Raw genomic sequence first — 250 nt, 5'->3', positions numbered from 1 at the left:
GATCTACAATGCCGCCTAATTTATCTTCAATAAAACCGCCGACAGCCGAACCCACTTTCCCGCCGACTTCCCTGCCCAGCCCCGGGTATGCGTCTTTGAGGCTGACTTTACCGAACACCGGCAGGTCTGCCGTCAGATAAGGCCCGAGCAGTTCAAAACCCCAGTCACCGAGTTTTTTTCCGAGGTCGGTGATAGTGTCCTGAACACATCCGGCACCGGAAACCAGTTCAATTTCAGCATGACTTAATTC

Annotated in this window: 1 protein-coding gene; it reads right to left on the bottom strand. The window is 52.8% G+C overall.

The window, feature by feature from the left end; all coding sequences use genetic code 11:
* A partial coding sequence (locus GN208_RS17995) for a hypothetical protein (protein WP_243828531.1) occupies positions 1–250 on the bottom strand: 250 nt, incomplete at both ends.

Source organism: Morganella sp. HSTU-ASny43, assembly GCF_022819185.1.
GTDB classification, from domain to species: domain Bacteria; phylum Pseudomonadota; class Gammaproteobacteria; order Enterobacterales; family Enterobacteriaceae; genus Morganella; species Morganella morganii.
The sequence above is the reverse complement of the archived record's forward strand: the minus strand, read 5'-3'. Positions and strand labels throughout refer to the sequence as shown.